This window comes from Paraglaciecola sp. (assembly GCF_039964565.1).
GTDB lineage: Bacteria > Pseudomonadota > Gammaproteobacteria > Enterobacterales > Alteromonadaceae > Paraglaciecola.
In genome coordinates, this window is record NZ_JBDVXF010000039.1 from 29146 (window position 1) to 50585 (window position 21440).

The 21440-nt window shown below is 41.6% G+C and carries 15 protein-coding genes; 8 read left to right on the top strand and 7 right to left on the bottom strand.

All coding sequences use genetic code 11. From position 1 onward, the window contains the following. Nucleotides 1-3 precede the first annotated feature (3 nt). Together ABJK37_RS17230 and ABJK37_RS17235 are read left to right on the top strand one after the other, a co-directional pair. Nucleotides 4-624 carry a 3'-5' exonuclease gene (locus ABJK37_RS17230; RefSeq protein ID WP_348356531.1) on the top strand — a complete coding sequence of 207 codons (621 nt, stop codon included), beginning with the start codon at nt 4-6 and terminating at the stop codon, nt 622-624. Between the two features lie 111 nt (nt 625-735). Then, nucleotides 736-1659 carry a DUF2608 domain-containing protein gene (locus ABJK37_RS17235; RefSeq protein WP_348356533.1) on the top strand — a complete coding sequence of 308 codons (924 nt, stop codon included), beginning with the start codon at nt 736-738 and terminating at the stop codon, nt 1657-1659. A gap of 133 nt (nt 1660-1792) precedes the next feature. Here the strand turns inward: ABJK37_RS17235 and ABJK37_RS17240 are convergent, their stop codons facing one another. The 5 genes from ABJK37_RS17240 to nagB all read right to left on the bottom strand — a co-directional run bounded on the left by ABJK37_RS17240 (nt 1793) and on the right by nagB (nt 9391). After that, nucleotides 1793-4474: a family 20 glycosylhydrolase gene (locus tag ABJK37_RS17240; protein ID WP_348356535.1), complete on the bottom strand. Its 2682-nt coding sequence runs from the start codon at nt 4472-4474 to the stop codon at nt 1793-1795. 102 nt (nt 4475-4576) lie between these two features. Beyond that, entirely contained in the window at nt 4577-5890 is a 1314-nt protein-coding gene (locus tag ABJK37_RS17245) for a sugar MFS transporter (protein ID WP_348356537.1), read from the bottom strand. Between the two features lie 37 nt (nt 5891-5927). Further along, the gene (nagA, locus tag ABJK37_RS17250; RefSeq protein ID WP_348356539.1) at nt 5928-7055 is read right to left on the bottom strand and encodes an N-acetylglucosamine-6-phosphate deacetylase; all 1128 of its coding nucleotides are present in this window, start codon (nt 7053-7055) and stop codon (nt 5928-5930) included. A gap of 112 nt (nt 7056-7167) precedes the next feature. Continuing rightward, the gene (locus ABJK37_RS17255; protein ID WP_348356541.1) at nt 7168-8058 is read right to left on the bottom strand and encodes a BadF/BadG/BcrA/BcrD ATPase family protein; all 891 of its coding nucleotides are present in this window, start codon (nt 8056-8058) and stop codon (nt 7168-7170) included. 526 nt (nt 8059-8584) lie between these two features. Next, nucleotides 8585-9391, bottom strand: coding sequence for a glucosamine-6-phosphate deaminase (nagB, locus tag ABJK37_RS17260; RefSeq protein WP_348356543.1), 807 nt, complete (start codon nt 9389-9391; stop codon nt 8585-8587). A 490-nt stretch (nt 9392-9881) separates the two neighbouring features. On the opposite strand from nagB, the gene ABJK37_RS17265 reads away from it, so the two are divergent. Continuing rightward, entirely contained in the window at nt 9882-10922 is a 1041-nt protein-coding gene (locus ABJK37_RS17265) for a LacI family DNA-binding transcriptional regulator (protein WP_348356545.1), read from the top strand. A 24-nt stretch (nt 10923-10946) separates the two neighbouring features. On the opposite strand, the gene ABJK37_RS17270 is transcribed toward ABJK37_RS17265, so the two are convergent. Further along, nucleotides 10947-11774, bottom strand: coding sequence for an AraC family transcriptional regulator (locus ABJK37_RS17270; protein ID WP_348356547.1), 828 nt, complete (start codon nt 11772-11774; stop codon nt 10947-10949). A gap of 128 nt (nt 11775-11902) precedes the next feature. On the opposite strand from ABJK37_RS17270, the gene ABJK37_RS17275 reads away from it, so the two are divergent. Then, nucleotides 11903-15007, top strand: a complete 3105-nt coding sequence (locus ABJK37_RS17275; protein ID WP_348356549.1) for a beta-galactosidase — start codon at nt 11903-11905, stop codon at nt 15005-15007. A 125-nt stretch (nt 15008-15132) separates the two neighbouring features. Here the strand turns inward: ABJK37_RS17275 and ABJK37_RS17280 are convergent, their stop codons facing one another. Continuing rightward, entirely contained in the window at nt 15133-15489 is a 357-nt protein-coding gene (locus tag ABJK37_RS17280; RefSeq protein WP_348356551.1) for an FHA domain-containing protein, read from the bottom strand. 317 nt (nt 15490-15806) lie between these two features. Between ABJK37_RS17280 and ABJK37_RS17285 the strand changes: the two genes are divergently transcribed. The 4 genes from ABJK37_RS17285 to ABJK37_RS17300 are packed head-to-tail and all read left to right on the top strand — an operon-like array spanning nt 15807 to nt 21430. Beyond that, complete coding sequence (locus ABJK37_RS17285; RefSeq protein ID WP_348356553.1) at nt 15807-18056, top strand: cyclic nucleotide-binding and patatin-like phospholipase domain-containing protein; 2250 nt, start codon at nt 15807-15809, stop codon at nt 18054-18056. 1 nt (nt 18057) lies between these two features. Then, nucleotides 18058-18975 carry an efflux RND transporter periplasmic adaptor subunit gene (locus tag ABJK37_RS17290; protein ID WP_348356555.1) on the top strand — a complete coding sequence of 306 codons (918 nt, stop codon included), beginning with the start codon at nt 18058-18060 and terminating at the stop codon, nt 18973-18975. A 17-nt stretch (nt 18976-18992) separates the two neighbouring features. After that, nucleotides 18993-20141, top strand: coding sequence for an ABC transporter permease DevC (devC, locus tag ABJK37_RS17295; RefSeq protein ID WP_348356557.1), 1149 nt, complete (start codon nt 18993-18995; stop codon nt 20139-20141). Next, a complete protein-coding gene (locus ABJK37_RS17300) occupies nt 20141-21430 on the top strand; it encodes an ATP-binding cassette domain-containing protein (RefSeq protein ID WP_348356559.1) in 1290 nt (429 codons plus the stop codon). Before devC ends, ABJK37_RS17300 begins: the two co-directional genes overlap by 1 nt. The last annotated feature ends 10 nt before the right edge of the window (nt 21431-21440 follow it).

Below are 21440 nucleotides of genomic sequence, written 5' to 3' on the forward strand. Positions count from 1 at the left end.
TAAATGACGCAAAGCGGCGCCAACTCACTTATTGTACTCGACTTTGAAACCACTGGTTTATCTCCTGATATGGGAGATAGGGCAATTGAAATTGGCGCGGTGCGCTTAGAAAAAGGGCAAGTGGTTGAACGTTTTCAGGCGTTAATGAACCCTGGGAAACCCATCAGTAGCTTTATTGAAAATTACACCGGCATCACCAATCGAATGTTAAACCAAGCTCCGCCATGTGATGAAGTTATGGATAAATTTGCTGACTTTATCGAAGGCAGTAACTTAGTTGCCCATAACGCATCATTTGACAAACGTTTTTTGGATGCTGAATTAGGCCGTATAACTCGAAACTACACTGGCCATTTTGCTTGTTCTTTGCTTATCGCTAGGCGTTTATATCAACAGGCTCCGAATCATAAATTAGGTACGCTCATTAGTTTTAAGAACATCCCTTCAGGAGGGGATTTCCATAGAGCTTTATTTGATTCTGAAATGACAGCCAAGTTGTGGATAACTATGTTAGAAGATATTTCGCAATTGACTCGTGCAGATGAGGTGCCTTTTACATTAGTTCAAAAGCTCACGAAAACGCCGAAAAAATCAGTGAAGCAGTTTTTGCAAACAATTGCATAGTCCATAAGGTATTTGATACTGAAGGTTTTAATGATGAGTATCGACAATAGGGCGGAATGTGTTGATAATGGACCATTCAGTCTGATCATCTAAAATTCTACAGGAATGGTTGTGAAAATTACCTCATCAATTTACGCGTCGCTCGTATTTACTGCTATGTTGATTTCATCATGTTCGGCAGTAAACTCAAAGCCAGAATCTAGTCCTGTTGCAACAGAGGCTACTTCAAAAAGCACCCTTAAACAAGAAGTTCACTCCTTCGCCGATGTGGTGACTGTTACCTCGTCATTGAGTCAGCAATATGGCGAAGATAAGGTGTTAATTGTCATGGATATTGATAACACTATTCTGACCAGTACCACAGATATAGGTAGCGATGTGTGGTATCAATGGCAAAGAGGAAAGCTTGATATTAAACCTAGCCCATCACAAACAGTTGGGTGTTTATTTGAAGATTCTATTGGGTTGCTTTACGAATTAGCCCCAATGAAGTTAACCGAACCTCAACTTGATAATACTATTTCTAATTGGCAAAAATCTGGACATACCGTCATGGCGCTAACCTCTCGGGCTCCTAAATACCGCGCCGCAACAGAACGTGAATTAATCCGTAATCAAGTCGATTTGAGTGTCAGCGCACTTGCGCCTGTGGGGCTAGATACCTTTATGTTCAGGGAAATAAAGGGACGTGAACTGAGTTATATGCAAGGGGTGATGATGACATCAGGCATGAATAAAGGTGAAATGCTGCAACATATACTAAATAAAGCCAACAGAGAATTCGCGGCAATCATATTTGTAGATGACTCCCAGAAGAATATTGATGATATGTACAACACTTATCAAAACGTCAAAAATGTGGATATGCGTATTTTTCACTATACCCATATTGAAGAGCAACGTGAAAAGCAATTTGGCCAAGTATTAACTCAACAACAAGCTGATCTAATGGGCCAGCAATGGCAACAATTGAATGCGACCCTTGGACAGATTTTTCCTGCAAGAAATTTACAGCAGGGTTGTTTGTCGCAATAGTAGCCTACGGTGAATGGATATAAGGGGTGAAGTTAGCGAACTACTGACCAAAAATTCTAGTCGAGTTCCGCCAATTCAGCCCTTTTGTATCTTTATGACATTTACTCTATTGGTGTGAATGCACTTCCAAAGCTTAGATTTCCGTTACCCCTGTTTCACGGCTACTCACTTGAGTACTAGGGATCGTAGCGCGCACTTTAATATCTCTTTTCTTGGATACCTTAATCGGACCCTGATAGGTCTGCCAGACCTCACCAGGAATCTTATATTCAAGTTGTAAGCCATTAAAGGCAGAGAACATATGTAACTTGTCTAATTTGATCACTGCGCCAGGCAAAGGTACTCTCGGCACAACGCCGTCTTTTACTAGTTGCGGCATGGCTTTATCGCTCAATAACCGAGTAAAACTAAGCCAATCGGCATTCATTTCTTGAGTTTGTTGTACATCAAAGTGGCTGGTGTTAGCCGTGTAGGCCACGCCTTTTTTATAAGTTTCGGTCCATTGCGGGCGATGCCAAGCGCGTTCGGCTACCACTAATAATCGCGGGAAAAGCATGTACTGTGCCTGAGCATCAGAACGCACGGTTTCACCCCATAGTTGCGCTTGTATGCCTAAAACTTTCTGATTGTTTTGAATATCAATCTCGGCTGGTGCTGTATAGGTATTGCCATATTTGTCTTGCCAAATCTCAGCGTGTACCCCTAAATTATTTGGCATAAATTGGAATACTTGATAACTATCGGTGTATCTAGAACCCCAATAATAACCGGGCTCAATGGGATCTGCTTCATAGGGGAAATCAAAGTAGAGAACGTCAGGAGTAGATAATACCACTTGCCATCCCTTGTTTAACATTTTATGTACTTTAGTGTGGGCACCAGAGTACAACGCTTCCCATGCGTTAGATTGTAATATTTTAGGCAAATTTTCAGCGTTAGCATGAGATATTCCATCACTCCATGCTGCGGGCACAATATCCAATTCACTGACTTTGTTAGCCACCTTTTCTACAAAGTAAGCACCGAGTTGTGAGGCTTCATTAATGGATTCATTTTTGGCAATTAAGGCGGTACAAGCAGGAGACTCTGTCCATGCACCAGCGGTCTCATCGGCGCCGATATGATAGCGCTTTAATGGTACACCAGCAGCTTGGTGCATATCGATTAATTGAGTCAGTACTTCCCCAATAAATGTATAAGTAGCAGGTAAACAGGGGTTTAGTGTGTTGTCGTTATAGTTCTGAATTGAGCGATATTGACTTGTGTCTTGCAGCTCGGTTAAGAAGTACTTTTGAGCTTGCTGGGGTTTTTCTTGTTGCATAAGGCGATTGAATCGAGCATTCATAGCAACAATGGCTGCGCGGGAGTGTCCGGGCATATCTAAAGAAGGCAATACCTCAATTTGACGAGCCTGAGCATATTGCAATATTTCAATGTAATCCTCAATGCTATAAAAACCACTGTTTTGTTGAGTTGCCGCTAATTTTCCATTGCCTCCAGCTAGTTGTGGCATTAGACAGTTTTGTTCTGTTTCATCTAGACAGCGAAACGCTGCAACATCGGTTAGTTCTGGCAGTGAAGGAATGTGAAGACGCCAGCCCTCGTCGTCTGCTAAATGCAAATGCAATTTATTGAGTTTGTAATAAGACATCTGATCGAGTGTTTGCAAAATAAACTCTTTGCTACGGAAATTCCGAGAAACATCAATGTGTAGCCCGCGAAACGCCATACTGGGTTGGTCATTTGCAACACCTAGAGGCAAGGTTTGATGCTGTGGATCGTACAACTGTGCAATTGACATCATTGCATAATAAAGACCGGCGGAATCTGCATAGGTAATTTGAATGTCATTGCTGGTAATCAACAACGAATAGCTCTCTGGTGAGGCGTTATTTTTAGGTGCAATTTTGATGGGTAAACCTTGTTGATTTATTTCTAGTGAATTGGCTTTAAATCTTTGGGTAATCGCAGTTTTGAACTTAGTATTTTTGATGTGCTGCATATCGGGTAATTGCAGACCAGATAAAAGTTTTAAGCTATCACCCGACCAATTAGCGTTTTCAAGCCTAGGGATAATCCGTGATTGTTGTTCGTCTTTTTTGTCAGACGTACGAGACAAAAAGCGATAATAACGTTCTTTAGCATTTGCTATAGCGACTTTATCGTCTGCTTGCCTAAGTTGCTGTTGCGGCAGGCTGAAGGGTTTGACGTGCTGAGGGCGAGGAATTTGATGACCATCAAGCAATTTTTCTGTTGTTGAGGATATAACGCTACTATCCCCATCGTCTCCTACAAGAATGTAGTTTGGAAACAAAACTGACTCAGAGACTAAGGGAGTATTACCATAAAACCTAATGTGATAATCAGTATCAGCTTTTATTGCAGCGCTTAATTCGTCGTCGGCTTTTGGCGAAATCTTATGTAAGTCTCCATTGATATGTACAAGCTCAAACTCATTGCTAACGGCTTTGCCAATTGGTGACAAGTTGCTGAATAAAATATGCCAATTTGCAGGCATATTTTGGGGAAATTGCAATGTCATAGTGGCTTGATAACAGCTAGTCGCTTGTTTGGGGCAGTCAGTGTTTGAATAATTATGGTCAATACCTAATTTGATTTGTATTTGCTGAGCAGCAAAACTTACTGCATTAGTCGCCACCACTGGTGTTGCAAGTTGTGGTTGATTTTCTGTTCCGCACGAAACCATAAAAAAAACCATGGCTAGGGTTAATCCTGAGAGTGTTTGATATTTTTTTAAATGTAGTGAGGATCTGAGTTTGAGTGGGTGTGCTATGAGATTGAGTACTTTTGTCATGACTACTTCCGTTAAAAAGGTTTGTGCAGCTATGGATTCGAAATGATTGATTTCACCAGCCTAAGGTGCCACACCTTAGGCCGAAGTTGTTCGCTAAAACATTTAGGACCACTTTCTGATTTTATGGCCTTTTAATGCATAAAATAGGATAAACGCATAACAGGGTAGCATCATCCAATAAGCAGATTGGGTATCAAAATGTTCAGCTAAGAAACCATATAGTACCGGTAGTACGGCGCCTCCAGAAATCCCCATAATTAACCAAGCTGAACCTCGAGCGGTAAGGCTATATAATCCATCTAAGGCTAGAGGCCATACTGCGGGCCATACTAAAGCGTTGGCGAATCCTAATATGGCAATAAGAGTAACTGCATTAGGTAGCTCAGCTATGCCCATCCATCCCCATAAAGCACTGGAAATTGAAGTGGATTGCACATCAGCAAATACCACTGCGACACTCAGAACTAAACCTAAAATAGCAGATCCAGCAAGCGCTTGAGCTTGGTCGACAAAACGTGGGATAACAAGCAAACCAATTAAATAGCCGAGAACCATAAAAGCCATAGTATACGAAGTCAAAGATGTGGCGTTCGCCACACCCAATTGAGAACCAAACAAACCTATGGTGTCTCCCGCTATGACTTCGACGCCAACATATAGAAACAATGCAACTACACCTAATATAAGTTGTGGATACGCTTTTAAACTCCCCGCTTCAGCATCCGCCGATTCTGGCTTCTCTAGAACTAAGTCAGGTAATGTGGAGAATTTAAGTAACACCGCCAAACCAAACAAAGCCAGCGCCATATAGGTATAAGGTAATACTAAACCATCAGCTAAAGCGGCTATTTGCGCGACACGTTCGGACTCTGTCAAGGCTGCTATTGACTGTGCATTGACACCTGCAAACTCACCCAGAACCAAGGCCGTAAATACTATAGGTGCGAGAAACCCGGCGAACTTATTTAATAAACCCATAATAGAAATACGCACAGCTGCGGTTTCTTTGGGGCCTATTTTTACAATATATGGATTGGATGCAGTTTGTAGAATAGTGAGTCCCGTTCCCACAATAAACTGCGCAATCAAAAACACTGCAAATTCATGTGAATAAGCCGCGGGTATAAACAATAAACACCCTAAAGCAATACCCACCAGGCCCAAACACATAGCGTGTTTGTAGCCTACTTTATCTAGTACCCAAGACATAGGTAAAGCCATGACAACGTAGGCTATATAGAACGAAAAGGCCACCAATAAAGCCTGTGACTCAGTTAAATCACAGACTATTTGTAAAAATGGGATTAGGGCTCCATTTAGCCAAGTTACAAAACCGAATATGAAGAACAACATGCCTATAATAAACATAGGTACGAGGGCCTTTGATTTAGGCGGCTGAGTTGTGATTGTTTGCATTATTCACCTTCTTATTGTTTTTAGTGTTATTTCCGCTTTATCCAAATACTTTTTCGCCAGCTATATAGGTGGCGTTCACATAATACTGATTGTCTAGCACCACCCAGTCGGCGGCACTTTGGGGACTCAAATAGCCCTTTTGCTGCTGTATACCAAGGAATGTGGCGGGAGTACTAGAAGCCATCTTGAGTGCTTGTTGCATGGAGCAGTGTAAGTTTTCTATGCAGTTGCGAACCGCACTTGCCATGTCAAGGGCTGAACCCGCTAAGCGGCCCCCTTCTATGGTTAATTTATTGCCTTGGCGATTGATCTGCATACCCGCAAATTGTAATTCGGTTTGGTCACTTCCTACGTGTGACATTGCATCGGTAACTAGCATGATATGCTCTGGCGTTTTACATTTTATTGCCAACTGGCAACTTGTCGTATCCACATGTTCATGGTCAACAATCAAGCCACAATAACTAGATTGATCTAATAACGCGGCACCAACCATGCCTGCGGCTCTGCTTTGAAGCGGTGACATTGCGTTAAATAAGTGGGTAAAACCTTGAGCCCCCGCTTGCAACGCTGCAAAGGTTTGTTCGGCACTTGCATTGGAGTGGCCTAAACACACTTTTACGTTTGCTTTGACTAACTCCTTAATTACCGCAACAGAGACATTTTCTGGTGCTAAAGTCACACACACTAAGCCGAGATCCTGCCTTTTAAATAAGGCTAATTCTTTTGGGCTAATCTCGCGAATATGTTGGCAAGGGTGAATGCCTTTTTTAGGCTCACTTAAATGAGGACCCTCAAAGTGAATGCCAACAATGCCTTTTACATTTTGAGCAATGGCTGCAGCAACTGAATCTGCTGCCTTTTGCATTGTTGCGAAGTCATCGGTAATTAAGGTTGGCAAGATTGCTGTGCTTCCAAATTGCTGGTGGGCTCGGCTCATCTTGAGTAATGTTTCTAAGGTGGGTTGATTGTTGAACAACACACCACCGCCACCATTAACTTGTACGTCTATAAAACCGGGTGTTACTAAACCTAGCAGTTGTTCGGCATCGTCTAGTGGGTCGGCGGTTTCAATTGATTGAACTGTGCCGGCCTTGACAGTTATTAATTGATTTTTCTTAACTGTTTTGCCATCAAACAAGTTTTCTGCAAAAAAACGCTGCATCTTTACCTCGTTATTATTTTAGTTGCTGTATTGAGATGTGCCGCAAATTGATCGAAACCCTGGGCAATTTGTTCAGTTGCTCTTGACCCAGTAATTAGCACTAAGCTGCTTTTCATGACAACGAATTGCCGTTTAACTGAGATTTGGAATATAGGATAGCGCCTTGCTCTGGAGAAGCCTTAGCTGGTTCAATCATATTCTGTAGTTGGCTATCGAGGTAGGGCATTAATGGCTGTGTTATGCCACCAATCAGCGATAAACGGTGCGAGTTGATCAATAATCGATGGCAAAGCTTATTAACGTACGTCGCCCCTTGTTTGACTAGCTCTAACGCATCTTGTTGTTGATTGGCCGCGAGTTGCAATATAAAAGGTGCAATTGAAGCGTAAAAAGCAGGCTTGGCTTCTAAGGTTAAACTCACCAAGTCATAGGGTTTAACACAGTTAAGTTGCTTCATTACTTGGTCACAAAGCTGATTCCTAGGAATGATGCCATCTAGCATTTCAAGGCAAAGACTAATCGCCATTTTTCCTAACCACGCACCACTTCCTTTATCGCCTACCACAAAACCATGGCCTCCTACTTCCAGCTGTAGGCCGTCAAAAGTCGCGATCCCAGAAGAACCAGTACCGACTATTACTATGGCTCCGTCTTGTCCCAAATGGGCACCTAAGCATGCAATATGTAAGTCTGTAGTTAAATGCCAGCTTGCAAAGGGCAAAGACTGTTTCAAAAATAATTGTTTAATTTTGGGGATATTAATGCCAGCCAGGCCAATTCCAGCATGGATGTGGTTCAGGGTTAATCCTTTAATATTGGCTTTGGCAATGGCTTTTTCAGTGGCTTCTAGAACGGCTTTGACTGAGCCTGTTAGATTACGTGCAGCGTTGGCAGGGCCTGCGGTTGCTTCCGCTAAAAAATTTCCCTGCGCATCTTCTAGGCGAGCTTTACATTTAGTGCCACCACCGTCTATGCCCAGGAAAATGTCCATTGAATTAGTCAAAAATTACCCCTCTATTGTTGAGAACAATACATACTTAGTTGTTTGCAATTTATTTTGTCTATTTCTACAGCGTTATCGCTGTGTTTTTTCTATCATCAGCAAGCATCGAAGCGAACATAACTCAGGGATAAAGGACATCACTGGAGCACGTAATGATTTGTCAATCCCTTGAATATTTTTGGTTAACCGCCAACTCAATACTAGGAGTAACTGCCTCGAAGAATGACAGCGTTGTCATTTTATTCTACATATATTCAATTTATTTGCAACAATTTGAATATGCTATTCGTTAAACTGAACTATTACTTTTTATACTATGAGGTGTTTAAAGTAGCGAAAACCGAAGCGCCGATTTTTATTTAAAAAAGAACCGGAACAAATAGAGTTCCGGTCAAGACACACATAAAACCTGAAGATTACAACTATGTAAAAAAGCTATTTTGACAGCGTTGTCAATTTACGAAATTCTAATTCAAATAGTTATCTTGGGCAACCCTTATTGACGCAGATAAAGGGTTATTTTCGGTTAATAATTGTGAAAATAGCCATAATGTTCAATTAGCTTCCGATTTTCACTTTCGGCCCATTGATAGTAATTTTGCTCGCCTAATTCACTGGCCGCTGCTTTATCTAATAAGATAATGGCATTTTCATGCATTTGCAGCGCGGAAGCAGGGCACATTGCCGAAACACCGCCAGTTATCATATCTTTAACTGCATTGGCTTTGTTGGCACCTGTTGCCATTAACAATACATAACGTGCGTTCATAATGGTGGCAATTCCCATAGTCATTGCCATAGTGGGTTGTTTTTCGTTGGGCTTAAATAGGCGGCTATTGTCGCTGATCGTTTGCTGGGTCAAAGTTTTGATTCGTGTCCTTGAAGATAAGCTCGATGTGGGTTCGTTAAACCCAATGTGGCCATTGGCACCAATTCCTAAAATTTGTAAATCAATACCCCCATGTTTTTTGATGTTTTCTTCATAAGCTAGACCCTGCACACGCGGATTTTCGCCGACAGCACAGGTAGGTAAAAAGGTATTATTCATATCAATATCAACATGGCTGAATAAATTTTTATCCATAAAACTACGATAACTTTGTGGGTTGAGCGGATCTATTTGATGATACTCATCCAAGTTAAAGGTAGTGACATTTTTGAAGCTAAGGCCTTGAGCTTTATGTTGCTCAACTAATTGTTTGTACAAGCTAATTGGAGTACTACCTGTGGCCAACCCCAACACTGGAGCTGGCTTTTTGTTGATAAGCTCTTTTACCCATTTCGCTGCACTTTCTGCAACTTGGTGAGCGTTATCATAAATAATAATCTGCATCTAACTTCCTATAATCCAAGGTTAAATTTGTTTTATATATACTATCCATCGCCGAATAAGGTGGCTAATAACACTGATGTCTCAGTTATTTTCTTTGTGGGTAATATTGTAGTAATTAGTATCAAAAATACACGGTTGACAGCGTTGTCATTTGTGGCTAATTTAAACGAAATTTCAGAATTCTGCAATGTCTTTTATATAAGTCACTTACTAACCGCATGAGTGTAAGCATCTCATTACTCATAAGTTACACAAGAGTTAACAGAAAGATTTAGGCAATTTACTTGAGATCACAAGCAATAAAACTGATGTGGATTACAAGCTTACTTTTTAGAGACGAAATTTAATAGTAATATGAGGAAACTTGTTAATGGCGAAAAGTAACACAAGGTATGTGTAGTTTTATCTATTACAATGGTTTTTTATCGCTATGGGAAAGTCTCTAGTTAAGTGAAACTGACAACCTACATAAATGGTGCTTAAAGCAAAAATGAAAACAAAAACTACCATTAAAGAAGTGGCCGAATTAGCAGGCGTATCCTTTAAAACAGTTTCCCGAGTGATTAACAACGAAGGTTCGGTTCGTAGCGAAACCTTGAAAAAAGTCAATGACGCCATTAAAGAGCTTAATTACCAGCCTAATAACGCAGCGCGTAATTTAGCCGCCAATAAATCTTATTCTTTAGGGTACGTGTACGATAATCCAAATGCGTATTACGTTCTTGATATGCAAAATGGGATATTGGCAGAATGCAGAGATCGCGGTTATGAATTGATTATTCACCCTTGTTCAGCACACAACAAAGATATAGTTGCTGAACTGGCTACTATGATTAAACGTTCGCAATTGGCTGGTTTAATTATTTCGCCGCCACTTTCAGAAATGCCTGAAGTACTCAGTGGTTTGCATGAAATGAATATTCCCTTTATTCGAATTATTTCATCAAGTGAACAGAAGCAAGTATCTTCTCCCTGTGTATATATTAATGACCGAGATGCAGCGTTTGATATCACTGAACACTTAATCGAGCAGGGGCATACTAAAATTGCATTTTTGCGTGGTGACGATAATCACCGTTCCAGTCATGAACGTAAAATTGGGTATTTAAACGCACTTAAAAAACACGATTTACCCATTGTTAAAGATTATCAAATTGACGGCTCCTATTCGTTCGAATTTGGCGTTCAAGGTGCTAAGCAGTTATTGTCGTTGGATGTTCCACCTACTGGAATTTTTTCGTGTAACGATGAAATAGCAGCTGGGGCGTTATTTGCAGTACGCTTACAAGGTCTCAATGTGCCTCAAGATATGGCAATAGCAGGTTTTGAGGACAGTCCGTTCTCCCGCCAAACTTGGCCTATGTTAACAACCGCGGCTCAGCCAACTAACATTATTGCACGTAAAGCTGCCGCATCTTTGATCCAGCATTTAGTGAATTTGCGGTCTGCAAAAGGCACTACCGACAGTGTTCCGGTTCTGCATTTTAGACCGCAACTAGTGACACGTGAATCAACCCAATCAGTTTCTTAAGGAGCAGGTTTTAAGAGATTATTGTTAATTATGGTTTCGTCTAAATTCACTAGGTGATTGACCTTGTAATTTTTTAAAACTTTTTGAGAAATTAAAAATATTTGAGTAGCCAACATAGCCAGCAATATGCTGAACAGGCCAGCGGGTATTAAGTAGCAAATTTTTTGCCCGCTGCATTCGCAATTCAATGAGTTTTTGTATCGGGCTTTGAGCAAATTGTTTTTGGCACAAGCGATGTAAATGGGGAGGTGAATAATGTACTACTTTGCACATTTCCTCTATCGTCCAGTCATACTGGAGGCGTTTTTCAATATCCTGAAACAAGTACTGTAGCCGAGTATGTGCCTTGTTTTGATTATCTCCTAAGATTGCTGTGTTCAGATATTTGTTCAATATGGGAAACACACCCTGGCGTAAGGCGGCGTCAGGTTCACTATATAAAATCTCCATAGCGTAGTGTAGTGGCTCGAGTTTTTGAGCAGTTAATACTTGTGCTTGCTCTAAATTGACATGCTGCCAACGCTTGCTGTTAGCGAGGTTTAGCCAAACAATATCCCATTGCTCTGCAGCGATACTTACCTCAAAACTCTGCTTAGTTGGCAAAATGGCTAGGGTATTAGGCAGCAATGAATATTCATTTTCTACGGTGATTAATTTGCCTTGTCCTTTAAGGGTATAAAATAAGGTAATCTCCAAAGGAGATGTGCGTCCGACGCAATATTTACCGCTTAAGTTAGAGCATCCCGCTAAGGTAATATCTAGCGGTTTTATTTCTGCCAGTACTGTTGAATCAATGAAGCGTTCATAACAATTGGGGCCAATATCAAGGACATCTTTGATGTGATTACTCATGAGTACTAATGATAGTTCTGGATAAAAATTAGATAGTTTTAAGCATAATCTAAAAGTAGAGTTTTAGCTATATTTGGTAACCTACACAAAATTATCAACGTGGCAATTTAAAACCTACGGGGAAAAACATGAATTCACTAGACTATATTATTCATCGCCGTGACTGGGAGACTCCTTTAACCACTCAGATCAACACTGTCAGAGCACACAGCCCACTTAATGGTTTTATAAGTATTGAAGATGCGCGTCAAAATCAAAATTCTCAAAGGCGACTACTCAATGGTAATTGGCAATTTAGGTTGTTTGCTAAACCTGAAGAGGTCGATGGAGCATTTCTCACTGAGCAACCTTGTGACAACTGGGATAATATCCCCGTGCCTTCTAATTGGCAGCTTCATGGTTTTGATAAACCTATTTATTGTAATGTTAAGTACCCTTTTGCAGTCAATCCTCCATTTGTTCCAAAGGATAATCCCACCGGATGTTATCGAACTGAATTCGCCATTACACAGCAGCAACTAACGCAACGTAATCAGATTATTTTCGAAGGCGTTAACTCGGCTTTTCATTTGTGGTGTAACGGGCAATGGGTGGGTTACTCACAAGATAGTCGGCTGCCGAGTGAATTTGATTTGCAACCCTTTTTAGTTGCAGGGAAAAATCGAATTGCCGTTATGGTGATCCGCTGGAGTGATGGTAGTTATCTTGAAGACCAAGATATGTGGTGGTTGAGCGGTATTTTTAGAGACGTAGTGTTACTAAGTAAACCTCAATATCAAATTAGCGATGTATTTATTACGCCTGATTTAGATGGGTGTTATCGAGACGCGAGTTTGGCCGTCAAAACCACTATTGATGCGCCTGACAATTATAAGATCAGTGTGCAGGTTTTTGATGGTGATATCGCAATTATTGAACCACAAATTCAAAGCACTAATAATAAACGTGTTGATGAAAAAGGTGGCTGGCAAGATGTGGTTTTTCACAATTTCAGCATTAAAAACCCGCAAAAGTGGAGCGCAGAAATACCCTATTTGTATCGTTGTGTGGTCAGTCTTATAAACGAGTTAGGCGAAGTGGTAGATGCTGAAGGTTATGACATAGGTTTTAGAAAAGTAGAGATCATTCAAGGGCAGTTATCCGTTAACGGCAAACCAATATTGATCCGCGGCGTTAATAGACACGAACATCATCCGGAACATGGTCATGCGGTATCAGAATCAGACATGATTACTGATATCAAACTAATGAAACAGAATAACTTCAACGCTGTACGTACAGCCCACTACCCAAATCATCCACGTTGGTATGAGCTATGTGACGAGTACGGCCTTTATGTGGTAGATGAAGCCAATATAGAAACACACGGAATGTTTCCAATGGGGCGTTTGGCATCGGATCCGCAATGGGCTGGGGCCTTTATGTCTCGCTACACGCAGATGCTTGAGAGGGATAAAAATCACGCCTGTATTATTATTTGGTCATTAGGAAATGAATGTGGCCATGGTGCTAATCATGACGCGATGTACGCTTGGTCAAAAAGTTTTGATCCTTCACGTCCGGTGCAGTATGAAGGTGGCGGCGCAAACACTAGTGCTACAGATATAATATGCCCAATGTATTCACGGGTAGATTCTGATGTAAACGACGAGGCAGTACCTAAGTATTCCATTAAAAAGTGGTTGAGTTTACCTGGAGAATCTCGACCACTTATCTTATGCGAATACGCCCATGCAATGGGCAATAGTCTTGGCAGTTTCGAGGATTACTGGCAAGCCTTTAAAGAATACCCGCGTTTACAAGGTGGCTTTATTTGGGATTGGGTAGACCAAGGCTTATCAAAAACAGATGCACAGGGTCGTCACTTTTGGGCATATGGCGGTGATTTTGGTGATACAGTGAATGACCGCCAATTTTGTATAAACGGATTGATGTTTCCCGATCGCAGTCCACACCCAAGCTTGTTTGAAGCTAAATATTGCCAACAACATTTGTCTTTTAGCTTCGCGCCAATGCTAGGTCAAAACGAATACAAGCTGACTATTTCTAGTGATTATGTGTTTAGAACAACAGACAACGAAAAGCTGGTTTGGCGCCTTTTACAAAATGGAGTTGAAATAGAAAAAGGAAGCTCCCCAATCGACATTGCTCCACAAAGCAGCATTGATTTAACCATTGTAGTAAAAACAAACTTTCAACAGGGGGCCATTTACCATCTAAATTTAGACGTGGAATTGATAGAAGAAAATAGCTTTGCACCATCCGGGCATGTATTAGCGACTGAGCAGTTTTCGTTGATAAATAAGCAAAGTTTAACGAGGCAAAACTTTGCAAAACCAATTAACCAAGCTGTTCTTAGCTTAAATAAAAATGAACAGACTATTGATATTCATGGAAAAGGTTTAGAACTCGTAATTGACCGTAAAACGGGACTTATCGTACATTGGTTACGAGACAACCAACGAGTGATAGCCAGTCCGCTGGTGGATAATTTTTATCGCGCTGCATTGGATAATGATATTGGTGTTAGTGAAGTGGATAACCTTGATCCTAATGCTTGGGAAGCTCGCTGGATAGCAGCAGGGCTGGGGAATTGGCAACGTAACTGTCGTTATATAGATGCGGTTTCTTCAGAAATGGAAGTGCGTATCACCTGCGTTTTCGATTACGAATTTAACGGCAAGTTATGCTGTCAGACTCAATGGATTTATAGTGTTAATAGTAGCGGCGACCTAGAGCTGGCTATCACGGTATGTCTCGACGACGCACTCCCCCCTGTTCCAAGAGTAGGGGTGAGTGTGGGTTTAACCAAACAAGAAAATCTACAGGTTAAATGGTTAGGTTTGGGGCCATTTGAGAATTACCCAGACCGCAAGTCGGCTGCTCGATTTGGAGAATACAGTTTGCACATTGATGATCTGCATACGCCTTATATTTTCCCGACCGATAACGGCTTACGAAGCGACTGTCAATTGTTAGAAATTGGTGAGTTACAGGTAGCAGGTGAATTTTTATTTGCAGCAAGTGAATATTCCCAAGCCCAATTAGCAGCGGCAAAACATACCCACGAATTGCTTAAAAGTGATGTGGTACATGTCCATATAGATCACCAACATATGGGAGTAGGGGGAGATGATTCTTGGAGTCCAAGTACCCATCAAGAATATCTTTTAGAGAACAAACGATATAGCTATTCATTGAGTTTTAATTACAATAAAAAACATCAACAATAGCGAATCAGTGTTTGTGTGTTAATAAGCAGCTGTTTAGGTTTAGACAGCTGCTTGACGCAATTTCTTGCCGCCTTCTCTAACAAATATACTTAGCGAAGACATTCATAATTAGATAATTTTATTGACTACAAAACGAGTTTTTTAGCGGGTGAACGGCTAACAATGGTAGTTGAATCGAGATCTGCTTTGGCATTATCTTCAGGCTGATAAACTAATATGTAGCTAGCGATAAATATTGCATCTCCAGCTTGTAGCGTATAATCGTCTTTTAAGGATTTACCATTAACTTTAGTGCCATTTACCCCTAGGTTTTGAATAGTTCTATTACCATCAACTGTTTTTATAATGGCATGTTTACGCGATACTTTTGAATCTGGGATAATCACCATACAACCTGCATCACGACCTAAAAGAAAATCACTATCATCGAGTTTAAATGAGGCTTGCAACTCATAGTTAGCGTACATGTCTAGTCGAGCCATAATTTCTATATACCTAGTAAAATCAAAGTTAAATTCAATAAATTGGGTAGCGAAATCATCATTTTACCGTTATCAAACTTAGTCAAAAACTCATACCACGGCTACCAATCCCTTAACAAACTATTGTACTATTTAGTATGGAATTCGTACAGCTGCTTGTATACAATCAACCGATAAAACTATAAAAAAGTACCATAACTGCAAGATTTAAAGTCTATTTTTTAAGAACTGTCAATCTTAATCCAATTAGGCTTCTCAATTTTCGCTGTATTGGGGGAAGCCAAAAGTTGGCCTAAGATTGACGGAATATTAAATAATTGGATACTTTCTCGCCTCAAGAAAATGCAGATCTCGATTATGGATCAGCGCAAACCATTACCTTAAATGAACAAGAACGCCAAATTTTCACTGAATATGCGCAAATAAGAACTGTCAGTGCCGATGATTATTTGGTTACAGAAGGAGACGGCGATACCTGTTTCTATTTGTTGATAACCGGTAATCTGGTAAAAGAACAATCTGGTAAAGCCAAAATGTTAGGCATGTATGAGCAACTTGAAGAAGGGGAGCTAATTGGCCTATTGAGTTTTTTTACTGAAGAAACACATTTGAACTCCATTCTTGCTCGTACTGATAGCCAAGTTGCTATCATCACCAGAGAAATCTACGACAGTCTGTTATCTGAGCAGCCACTGTTGTGGGAAAAACTACAGAGTATTGGCCTGCATATGATGCGCAAGCATCGATTATCAATTCATCTCGATAAATTGTTTGGCCCTTTTGGGGTGATGTTGCCATTTGTATTAGCTGATATAGAACACGAACTCGAGTGGGTAACGCTGCCAAGCGGTAAGACATTGTTTCGACAAGGTGACGTGCCAGACGGTGCATATATTTTGGTGGCCGGTCGTCTACAAATGACCACAAAATTATTAGATGGTAGAGAAGTGGTTAACGATGCAATTTTAGCAGGTGAAACCATTGGGGAAACCGCACTTTTAACTGCCCAACCCCAAGCTCATACTGTGTATGCCGTTAGAGACAGCGAATTAGTTAAATTGTCAAATTACAGTTTTGAGCTGATGCTACAACGCAATACCAGAGCGATTCATAATATTGCCCATATACTCGGTAAGCGACTCACCGATTTACCCATCGAAAAAGGCACGTCAAAAGCGCCGGTTAGATGTATTAGTTTGTTGCCAGCCAATGGCAATTTAGAGCTTACAAACTTTTCCCAACAACTTTGCGCTACTTTATCAGACTACGGTTCGACTAAACATTTGAGCAGCAATATTGTGAATGATGAGCTTGCCTCTGAAGGTATTGCCCAGAGTCACGAAAATGAAGCTACGAGTTTACGATTAGTCGAATGGTTGCATTCCCAAGAAGATGATTGCCAGTTTTTGGTGTATCAGTCAGATCAAGAATGGTCACAATGGAGCGCGAGGTGTGTGCGACAAACTGACCAAGTCATAGTGGTAGCAGAAGCTAACTCAGCACCAGATTTGTCATCCTTAGCGCCCCACTTATCTGGCGAACGGCAACGTTGGAGTTTAGTGTTGTTGCACGAACCTGAAACCGACAGACCAAGAAACACCTCGGCTTGGCTTAAGTCTGCTTCCCCTGATGCCATTTATCATGTGCGTAAAGGACACGCTGCTGATATGGCAAGAGTTACAAGGATTTTATCTGGAAATGCTGTCAGTTTGGTTTTAGGAGGCGGTGGCGCTCGTGGATTTGCTCATTTGGGTGTCATTAAAGCAATGGAAGAGTTAAACATTCCCATCGATATGGTGGGGGGAACCAGTATGGGTGCCCCTATTGCGGGCATTGTTGCGCAAGGTGCTAGTGCAGATCAAGTGATGCAGCGCGCTAAACAAGCCTATTACAAAATTATCGACTTCACTTTTCCATTGGTTTCTGTAATTGCGGGTAAACGTATCAGTCAAACAATACGGGAGCAGACTCAAGGTTGGGATATTGAAGATTATTGGTTACCGTTTTTTTGTGTTTCCACTAATTTGACCACCGCTTTACCGGTGATTCATCAACGTGGGGATTCTTGGCTAGCGATCCGCAGCAGTGTGTCTATTCCTGGGGTATTACCGCCTGTTCCCCATGGAGACGAACTCTTAGTCGATGGTGGCGTGCTAAACAATTTGCCGGTAGACATCATGCGTGAAATCAATCCATTTGGAGTTGTGATTGCCGTTGATGTTGCCCCCCCAGTAGGGCCTAAAGCAAAATCCGATTATGGAACTGAGTTATCGGGATGGCAGTTGTTGATTCAACGTTTATTTCCTTGGTTAAAAGCGCCTTCTGTACCGAGTCTTGGTTCCACTATTATGCAAGCTATGGTGGCAGGGTCAGCGCTTAAACGGCAGCAAATAATTCAACAACAACAAGCCGACCTTTATCTCAACATTCATGTAAAAGGCGTAGGTATGCTGCAATTTGATGCCCAATCTAAAGCGACGAAAATCGGCTACAAAGGAAGTTTCGAAAGACTCAAAGCATATTTTAAGTCAACCGAAGAAAGGTCTGAAATTAACCAAGGGGAATAACATGAAGGATTCATTAATAGTGGCAATGACTGTCACCTTTAGTTTGTTTAGTCAGTTGGTATTGGCAGATGGTATTAGCGCTGTTGCCGCTTTAGGTAGAATCGAACCTGAAAACGGCATCATTATTATCGGCGCACCTTCCACACCAGAATCGACAGCTGGTTCGTTAATAGCCAAGTTACACGTAGCTGAAGGCGATATTGTTACTGTGGGGCAATTAATCGCTGAAATAGATTCTGCAGCTGTAGCGCAAGCATTGGTTGTTGAAACTGAAAAAGAATACGAACTTGCTGTGCGACAATTTGAAGCCGACACCAGTGTCGCAGAAGCGGCTTGTGTGCAGGCTGATACCGCTAAAAGCGAGGCATTAAGACGGGAGAAACTGTTAAGTCAGGGCTTGGCACCTGCAGAAGAAGTAGAACAGGCTCAAGGTGATGCCAAATCGCTTCAGGCGTCATGTCAATCGGCTAGGGTGTCGGCTACGGCGGGCGAGATGGCTATTGAAGTCGCAAAAGCTCGGCTGCAACGGCGTAAGGCGGAATATCAGCGTAAGCTCATTTACTCACCCATTGACGGCATGGTGCTTCAAGTCAATGCCTATCCTGGTGAGTTTGTGCACCTAGATGGGGTAGTGGAACTCGCTGCGGTTCAAAATATGTATGCGGTAGCGGAAATTTATGAAACAGACATTAACCGAGTGCGTTTGGGTCAAAAGGCAACAATAAGTAGTGATGCGCTAGAAGACACACTCACCGGAAAGGTTAGCTATATTCAGCCAAAAATACAAAAGCATGATGCTATTGGAACCGATCCCGCGGCCCGAAAAGACGCACGAATCATTGAAGTTGATGTGTTATTGGATAATCCTCAAGCTGTGCGGCGTTTAATCAATTTGCAAGTCGAAATTGTGCTTGAGTGATTCATAATATGATACCAATGCAAACTAAAGTAGCCTGGTTACAGTTAAAACATCGACCTGTACGTCTAATTGTTGCGCTGTGTGGGATTGGATTTGCTGTGTTGTTAATCCTCATGCAATTGGGTTTTCGTTCTGCCTTATTTGAAAGTGCGGTGCGTTTTCACGAAAAACTCAATTACGATATCGCTTTGTTTAGCCCAGACAGCGTGTTTATTGTGCGTCCTCAGGCCTTTTCACAGCGGCGACTTTATCAAGCCAAAGCGTTGCCAGAAGTCGAACAAGTGATGCCTGTTAATATTTTTCCTGGAGTCTGGAAAAACCCTTGGAACAATGGCCGTAGAAGCATCAATACACTGGGGTTTGATCCCGGTGATGCCATCTTTGACAATCCCGAATTTGATAAACTTCGCCCTAAGCTTAAAGCCCGTGATGCTATGATCTTTGATTCAGCCTCTCGGCCTGAATTCGGCCCCGTGAGTGAATCTGTGACTCGTGACAAAGTATTGGTGACCGAAATCAATAATCGAGAAATAAGCGTGGTGGGTTTGTATAAAATGGGAACCTCATTTGGCTTGGATGGCAGTGTATTTATGAGCACCGATAATTGGCTTCGCTTGTTTCCGGACCGTTCAAGGGAAGATATACAACTGGGTTTAATCACACTCAAAGCGGGAACCAATGCCAATGAGGTAAGAGACAAACTCAAAGCTTACCTTCCTGGTGATGTATTAGTGCTGACCAAGCGCGATTTTGTCGAGCGAGAAACCGCTTATTGGAACTCGGCTACCCCAATCGGCTACATATTTACCTTTGGCGCAATAATGGGCTTTGTTGTGGGAGCCATTATTGTGTATCAGATTTTGTTTGCGGGAGTGTCTGAGCATCTGAGTGAATACGCAACTTTACGTGCTATGGGATATTCCAGCACCTTTGTGTCGGGAATTGTTGTGCAACAAGCGGTATTGCTGGGAGCCCTAGGTTACATACCCGGGGTGGCTGTGGTGATGTGGCTATATTCATTAGCTGCAGGGGCAACTAATCTGCCGTTGTATTTAACCCAAGATAGAGCCATAACCGTCTTTATACTAACCATGATAATGTGTGCCATTTCCGCCCTGCTAAGCGTTAGAAAGGTCGCTCGTCTCGATCCAGCAGAGGTGTTTTGATGACCACAGATATTTCAATTAGTGTTAAAAATTTGGATTTTTCTTTTGGTAGCGGCGACCTCAAAAAACAAATTCTATTTAATATTAGTACCGAAATAAAAGCAGGCGAAATTGTCATCGTCACGGGGCCTTCTGGTTCGGGAAAAACTACGCTTTTAACTATCGTCAGCGCATTGAGAGCGGTGAAGACTGGCAGTGTGCAAATATTGGGTAATGAATTGTGCGGTGCAAAAAGTAGGGAACTAGAGCAAGTTCGCAAAAACATTGGGTTTATATTTCAGCAGCATAACTTAATTGGTGCCTTAACCGCGCTGCAAAACGTGGTCTTGGGTATTCGAATTAGTGGCAAATTTAAAGGTCGCCAAATAGAACAACGAGCGGTCGAATATTTGCATATTGTGGGTTTGGGAGAGCGCATCCACTATTACCCTGAGCAATTATCAGGCGGGCAACGACAAAGGGTAGCCATTGCCCGAGCCATGGCTGCTGAGCCAAAAATTTTGATGGCTGATGAACCTACGGCTTCACTAGATAAACAATCGGGTCGTGATGTGGTCGACCGCATGAAAAGTATGGCTAAGGAACAAGGTTCCACTATTTTGTTAGTTACCCACGATAACCGTATTCTTGATGTAGCGGATCGAATTATCTACTTAGAGGATGGGCATATTGCCAGTTTCAATGAGGCAGTTATCGATAACAGTCAACAGTTAATGAAAGTGGTAGCTGATACCCCTTCTGAACGACCAAATAATCAAATTGAAAGTGATTTTGATTTTCAATACTTCATGGTTGACCTTTCACTGCAATCACAACGTATTTTGGCACTTAAGAGTAAGATTAATCCCATTGCATTTAAAGGCGTTTTGAGTAACGCCTTGTCTGACTTTACTGCTCAGGCCGCAGAGAAATTTGCGACTCAAGGGTTTCCTTTATACCTAGTGTCTGACGGACAGTGGCGCGCTTCTCCTTTGGGTGACAACAGTGGTGAACATGTAATTACTTATCCCAATGAAGGCGGCTTAGTCAATTATGTTAGAGACTTAAACGAACCTGTTTTGATAGACAATTCACTATTAGATGAACACATCGATCCAAACATTGATAAAAATGACGAAGCGCAAATGATTATGGCGGTGCCTTTAAAACGAAGAACCGGAGAAATTTTCGCAGTACTTCAATGCCGTCGACTATTAAGCACTCCGGGTTTTACTGAACGAGATTTAAAGCTATTCGAACTGTTTTGTACCAGTATTACCGGATTATTGGATGTGCATACTACGTTGTGATTGGTTGCTA

Excerpts from the sequence above, each read along its gene's own strand:
- devC (WP_348356557.1), top strand. The coding sequence starts at position 18,993 with ATGCAAACTAAAGTAGCCTGGTTACAGTTAAAACATCGACCTGTACGT.
- ABJK37_RS17240 (WP_348356535.1), bottom strand. The coding sequence starts at position 4,474 with ATGACAAAAGTACTCAATCTCATAGCACACCCACTCAAACTCAGATCC.
- ABJK37_RS17290 (WP_348356555.1), top strand. The coding sequence starts at position 18,058 with ATGAAGGATTCATTAATAGTGGCAATGACTGTCACCTTTAGTTTGTTT.
- nagB (WP_348356543.1), bottom strand. The coding sequence starts at position 9,391 with ATGCAGATTATTATTTATGATAACGCTCACCAAGTTGCAGAAAGTGCA.
- ABJK37_RS17300 (WP_348356559.1), top strand. The coding sequence starts at position 20,141 with ATGACCACAGATATTTCAATTAGTGTTAAAAATTTGGATTTTTCTTTT.
- ABJK37_RS17275 (WP_348356549.1), top strand. The coding sequence starts at position 11,903 with ATGAATTCACTAGACTATATTATTCATCGCCGTGACTGGGAGACTCCT.
- ABJK37_RS17265 (WP_348356545.1), top strand. The coding sequence starts at position 9,882 with ATGAAAACAAAAACTACCATTAAAGAAGTGGCCGAATTAGCAGGCGTA.
- nagA (WP_348356539.1), bottom strand. The coding sequence starts at position 7,055 with ATGCAGCGTTTTTTTGCAGAAAACTTGTTTGATGGCAAAACAGTTAAG.
- ABJK37_RS17270 (WP_348356547.1), bottom strand. The coding sequence starts at position 11,774 with ATGAGTAATCACATCAAAGATGTCCTTGATATTGGCCCCAATTGTTAT.
- ABJK37_RS17230 (WP_348356531.1), top strand. The coding sequence starts at position 4 with ATGACGCAAAGCGGCGCCAACTCACTTATTGTACTCGACTTTGAAACC.
- ABJK37_RS17245 (WP_348356537.1), bottom strand. The coding sequence starts at position 5,890 with ATGCAAACAATCACAACTCAGCCGCCTAAATCAAAGGCCCTCGTACCT.
- ABJK37_RS17280 (WP_348356551.1), bottom strand. The coding sequence starts at position 15,489 with ATGGCTCGACTAGACATGTACGCTAACTATGAGTTGCAAGCCTCATTT.